Annotated in this window: 4 protein-coding genes and 2 pseudogenes; 3 read left to right on the top strand and 3 right to left on the bottom strand. The window is 62.1% G+C overall.

Annotated elements, in window-relative coordinates:
- The coding region (locus tag BG842_RS12725) for an ATP-dependent DNA helicase (RefSeq protein WP_175424146.1) at window positions 1-1,670 on the bottom strand (1,670 nt) is incomplete at its 3' end.
- Between the two features lie 135 nt (window positions 1,671-1,805).
- Entirely contained in the window at window positions 1,806-2,015 is a 210-nt protein-coding gene (locus tag BG842_RS12720) for a hypothetical protein (protein WP_069451021.1), read from the bottom strand.
- Window positions 2,016-2,143: 128 nt separating this feature from the next.
- Between BG842_RS12720 and BG842_RS12715 the strand changes: the two genes are divergently transcribed.
- Together BG842_RS12715 and BG842_RS12710 are read left to right on the top strand one after the other, a co-directional pair.
- Entirely contained in the window at window positions 2,144-2,704 is a 561-nt protein-coding gene (locus BG842_RS12715; RefSeq protein ID WP_069451020.1) for a DUF1684 domain-containing protein, read from the top strand.
- A 459-nt stretch (window positions 2,705-3,163) separates the two neighbouring features.
- Entirely contained in the window at window positions 3,164-3,406 is a 243-nt protein-coding gene (locus BG842_RS12710) for a GIY-YIG nuclease family protein (RefSeq protein WP_007976242.1), read from the top strand.
- Between the two features lie 18 nt (window positions 3,407-3,424).
- Here the strand turns inward: BG842_RS12710 and BG842_RS12705 are convergent.
- Window positions 3,425-4,017: pseudogene (locus BG842_RS12705) on the bottom strand (NADPH-dependent FMN reductase).
- Window positions 4,018-4,266: 249 nt separating this feature from the next.
- On the opposite strand from BG842_RS12705, the pseudogene BG842_RS27550 reads away from it, so the two are divergent.
- Window positions 4,267-4,645, top strand: a pseudogene (locus BG842_RS27550) (phosphoglucomutase/phosphomannomutase family protein); the annotation flags it as partial.

Genomic DNA, 4,645 nt, shown 5'->3' with positions numbered 1-4,645 from the left:
TCACGGTTCGACTCGGGGAAGTTCAGGCCGAAGGTCCGCTCCACGACGGGCCTACCGTCGGCTTCGAGATGGCCGAGTCCGGACACCTCCTCGAAGATTTCGAGCGGTTCGAGCGTCGCGCTCATCAAAATCCCGCCGCCGAACTCCCCGAGTTGCTCGCCGATGGCACCGCTCGGCACGCAGTTCTGCATGGCGAGTTGCGCGTTGTACGCTCGCCGCCACGAATCGTCGGGTTCGCGGTCGTTCCACGTTCGTTCGAGGACGATTTCGCGGAAGTACTCCTCGTGGTCGTTGCGGTACCACTCGCCGAGCACGCGCCCGGCGGGAAGCGCGGCGCGCTCTCTGTCCTCGTCCTCCGCTTCGTTGAGGATTCGCGCCACAATCGCGCCGACCGCCTCCGCGCGCGCCCACGTCCCGCCGTCGTAGCCTGCGTCCGCCGCCCATTCGGAAATCTCGTCGGGTTGCGGGACGGTCGGGTCGCGAAGTGGTATCTCCTCGTCCGGCAGGTCGGTGAGGTTCGTCTTCCACCCGCGGTGTTCGCGCTCCAGATGGGCCGTCACGCGCCGGTCGAGTTCGTCGCGTAAATCGCGGATAAAATCGCGGGTGTCCTCCAGTTCGCGGAGCGTGACGTTCGCGTCCTCCAGTTCCGTCCGAACCAACTCCGCGTCGGCGGTGGTGTGTTTCGCGTCCCGGTCGTCGAATTTGACGGGTTGGATGACGCGCGTGAGTTCCGATTCGGCGTCGCGGAGCGTCGAATCGCCGACCGACTGGCTCACGAGGTCGCGGACGCGCGGTTCCAGCATGTGGGCTTCGTCACAGACGAGGAAGGTGGAGTCGTCCACCAGCGCGCCCGTGAACGTCGCCGTCGTCACCGAGTCGAAGGCGTGGTAGTAGTTACCGACAACGACCTCCACGTGACCGAGGAGCGCCCCCATCATCGAGTGCGGGCAGGTGCCCCATTGGACCGAATTGGCGACGAGATCGGCGGGTTCGATGAGTCCCATGTCGTCGAAATCGAACGGAACGGCCTCTATCGGGTCGCCGTCCTCCGGCATGTCGTCCAAAAACTGCGCGTAGAACGGGCAGTACTCCACGTCGTTGTACTCGGGCATCTCGGGTGGGTACGGCGTTGGCTCGCCCGCCGTTTCGAGGAACGACGCGCCGCTTCTCCGTTTTCCTGAATCTGCCAACCCCGTCTGCTGGCTTCGAGCTTGGGACGCGAGGTTCTGGGCCGTCACCGCCCCGCCTTCGCCGGTCAGGTCCCGGGTGCGCTCCCGAAGTCCCTCACAGCGGTCGTACACCGTCTCGCCGTCGATGTTCCCCGCGTTCTCGCGGTTGTAGGGGCAGACGTCCGCCTTCCCGACGAGCGTCATCGCGGAGATGGGTTTCCAATCGTCGGGGAGGTTCGCGTTGATGGTCTTCAGGTCGGTTTCGAACTGGCGGAGTTGCTGCTTGACGCTCGTGAGGACGAACACGCGTTCGTACTGACTGTCCGGGTCACGAACGAGGTCGAGACCGGCCGTCAGCGCCAGCATAGTCTTGCCAGTCCCGCAGGCACCTTCGATGACGGTGAAGCCGTCGTCGCGGGCGGTTTCGATGGCCGTCTCGATACCGTCCCGCTGCTCGTCGTAGGGCTCGTCGTGTCCGAATATCGTCCGCCAGTCCGGCATCATTCTGTTTCTGTTTCCCCCCTGCTTAGGGCTGTTGACCTGAGGTGGTCCCGTCTCGGTATTTAAACCTAAGCACGCGGCGGAAGTGATAGGGGGGACCGGGAGGAAGTGCGTACGGTTGGCGATTCGACGACGCTAGCCGAGGAGGATACCGATACCAATGACGGCGAAGACGATACCCATCACCCGCGTCAGCATCACCTTCCACTCCGTCGGTTCGACTTCCGACGAGCGTCGCTTGCTTCCGATGGCGTCCATCTGTTCCTGAAATCGCGCAAATCCGTACGGTTTTGCGGCCTGTGCGATACCGAGGAGGGCGATAAAGAGTCCAAGTGGATTTCCCATACGTCCTCCCGGTTCGCGTTCTCGGGTAAATTCTTTGTGGAGAATTGACGTTTCCCCTCGCTCTCCCGCTCTCGGCGCGACTGGCGAAGGACGGAGCGTTTACCCGCCGCGAACGAGTACGCCACGGTATGACCGAGTTCGAGACCACGGAGACCGACTGGCGTGAGGAACTGCTCTCCACCAGAGCGGAGAAAGACGACTTCTTCGGGAGTCACCCGCAGTCACCGATTCCACCGGGGGAACGCGACGATTTCGACGGCCTGTCGTACTTCGACCCCGATGCCGACTATCGCGTGACGGCGACGGTCGAGCGGCACGACGACCCCGAACCCCTCGACCTCGAAACGACCGCTGGACCGTCACAGCGCTACCTGCGGACTATGACGCTCCACTTCGACGTGGACGGCGAGGAGGCCTCGCTCGCGGTGTACCAGCAGGAGGCACAGGACTCGCTGTTTGTTCCGTTTCGAGACAAGACGACGGGACAACAGAGCTACGAGAACGGGCGCTATCTCGAACTGTACCCTGACCGCGAACCGGCCGACGGAGACGAAATCGTCGTGGACTTCAACCTCGCGTACTCCCCGTTCTGTGCCTACAGCGAGACGTTCTCGTGTCCGCTTCCGCCCGAGGAGAACTGGTTGGACCTGCTGATTCCCGCGGGCGAAAAGACGTGGGACGACCACTGAGCGTAGAACGACGACCTGAGAACCGACGTTCTCCACCGGAAATGAGGGGGGTCGTCGAACCGTGTTTTCCGATTCACAAAACGAATCTGTTCACACGCAATCGAACAGTATTGTTTGAGCATATTGTTGTGTAATCGGTGAACAAATCTTTGCCATCGACGAATTTGGGTCTGATTTTGGAAAGCATATTTATGCGCTCACCGAGAAGGTTCAGTTGCCGACGAGGTAATCGTCGGCTGACAGCATGCCAAACTGTGACCACTGTGGCGCGCACGTCTCGGAACGATTTGCGCGCGTCTTCGCTGACGAATCCGGTTACATCCGCGCTTGCCCTGCTTGCTCGGCGAACGCAGGTATCGCCGAGGTGGCACGAGAGCGTGCGCAAAAAGTATAGCCCGCTGTGGCTGAACGGGGGCGGAACCGACAGGACAAAGATGAACCACGCGAAGCCTGTCAGGTGTGACCGACCACTGGGTTTACGTCGTCGAATGCAGTGACGGCACTTTTTACACCGGCTACACGACCGACGTCGACCGCCGGGTGGCGGAACACGACGCCGGAAACGGGGCGAAATACACCCGCGGCAGGACGCCCGTTACGTTGCGCCACACCGAGCGATTCGAGTCGAAATCCGCCGCGATGTCCCGCGAATACGAGATAAAACAGCTGCGCCGAGCCGAAAAGGAACGCCTTATCGACTGAGGGGTTTCGAAACCAGTTTCAGTCGTCCGCCGCCGCTTCCTCCGCTTCCGTCTCGTCGGCTTCCGCCAAGGTGACGTCGGGCGTGATGAAGGCGTATTTCGCTGCCTGTTCTCCGAGCTTTCGCGTTCGCTCCTCCAAATCCTCGTCCACGAACTCGCCGTTCTCGAACTGGTCGTAGGCCTTCCGAATCCCGACTTGGTGTGGGAGCACCCACCCGTGGACGCCGCGAACGGTGATTCGCATGTGGTCCAGCGTGCTGCCGTAGGAGCCACCACCGGCGACCGCGAGCAGGCCGACGGTGGTATCCTCGAACTCGTCGAAGCTACAGTAGTCGTGGACGTTGCGGAAGGCGGAAGTGTACGACCCGTGGTACACCGGACTGCCGAGCACGACGGAATCCGCTTCTCGAATCTTCCGCGTTATCTCCTCCGCATCCTCCGGCATCTCCTTGTCGGGGTCGAATATCGGGAGGTCGTACTCCCGAACGTCGATGAGTTCCGTCTCGGCCCCGCTTCCGCGGCGGCGTCGAGGACGTGTTTCAGGGCTGTCCGCGTGTGACTTCCGTCGCGCATGCTGCCGCATACCGCGACGACTGTCGGTTTGGGTTGCATTATTCACCTCGTTGGTGCCGCGAACGTTTAACGGGCTTGTTCCGTCCCGACCGTCGTTGGTGCCGCTTGAACTGTCCCGTATTCCAGTAGCACGTCGATGCGGATACCGCTCGTCTTAGTTTCATGAGCGGGAATTCACATCGAGTTCACAAAACGGTTCCCGAAAACGCGCTTTGGTTGGATGTTCTACATTTCTCTGGGACCACGCCACACGGTGGTTTTTTCGACCCCGGCGGTGACGAACGATGTATGGATACGCTGATTTCGTTCGGAACCGACGGCTGGCGGGCGACGCTCGACGAGTTCACGTCGCCACGAGTGCAAATCGTAGGCCAAGCGGTCGCCGACTACCTCCGCGAAGTCGAGGACCGTGCGGGCGAGACGGTCGCCGTGAGCTACGACGCACGCGAAACGTCGCGCGGGGTTCGCGGAGGACCTCTGTCGCGTCCTCGCCGCGAACGGGTTCGACGTGCTCATCCCCGAGCGAGACACCCCGACGCCGATTCTCGCGTGGACGCTCGTGGACCGCGACCTCGCGGGCGGACTGATGATAACCGCCTCGCACAACCCGCCGGAGTACAACGGCGTGAAGTTCATCCCGTCCGACGGCGCGCCAGCCCTCCCCGAA

The organism is Haladaptatus sp. W1, assembly GCF_001723155.1.
GTDB lineage: Archaea > Halobacteriota > Halobacteria > Halobacteriales > Haladaptataceae > Haladaptatus > Haladaptatus paucihalophilus.
This window is presented reverse-complemented; position numbering and strand designations above follow the sequence as displayed.

Coding starts and splice junctions, on each gene's coding strand:
- BG842_RS12715 (WP_069451020.1), top strand. CDS start 2,144: ATGACCGAGTTCGAGACCACGGAGACCGACTGGCGTGAGGAACTGCTC.
- BG842_RS12720 (WP_069451021.1), bottom strand. CDS start 2,015: ATGGGAAATCCACTTGGACTCTTTATCGCCCTCCTCGGTATCGCACAG.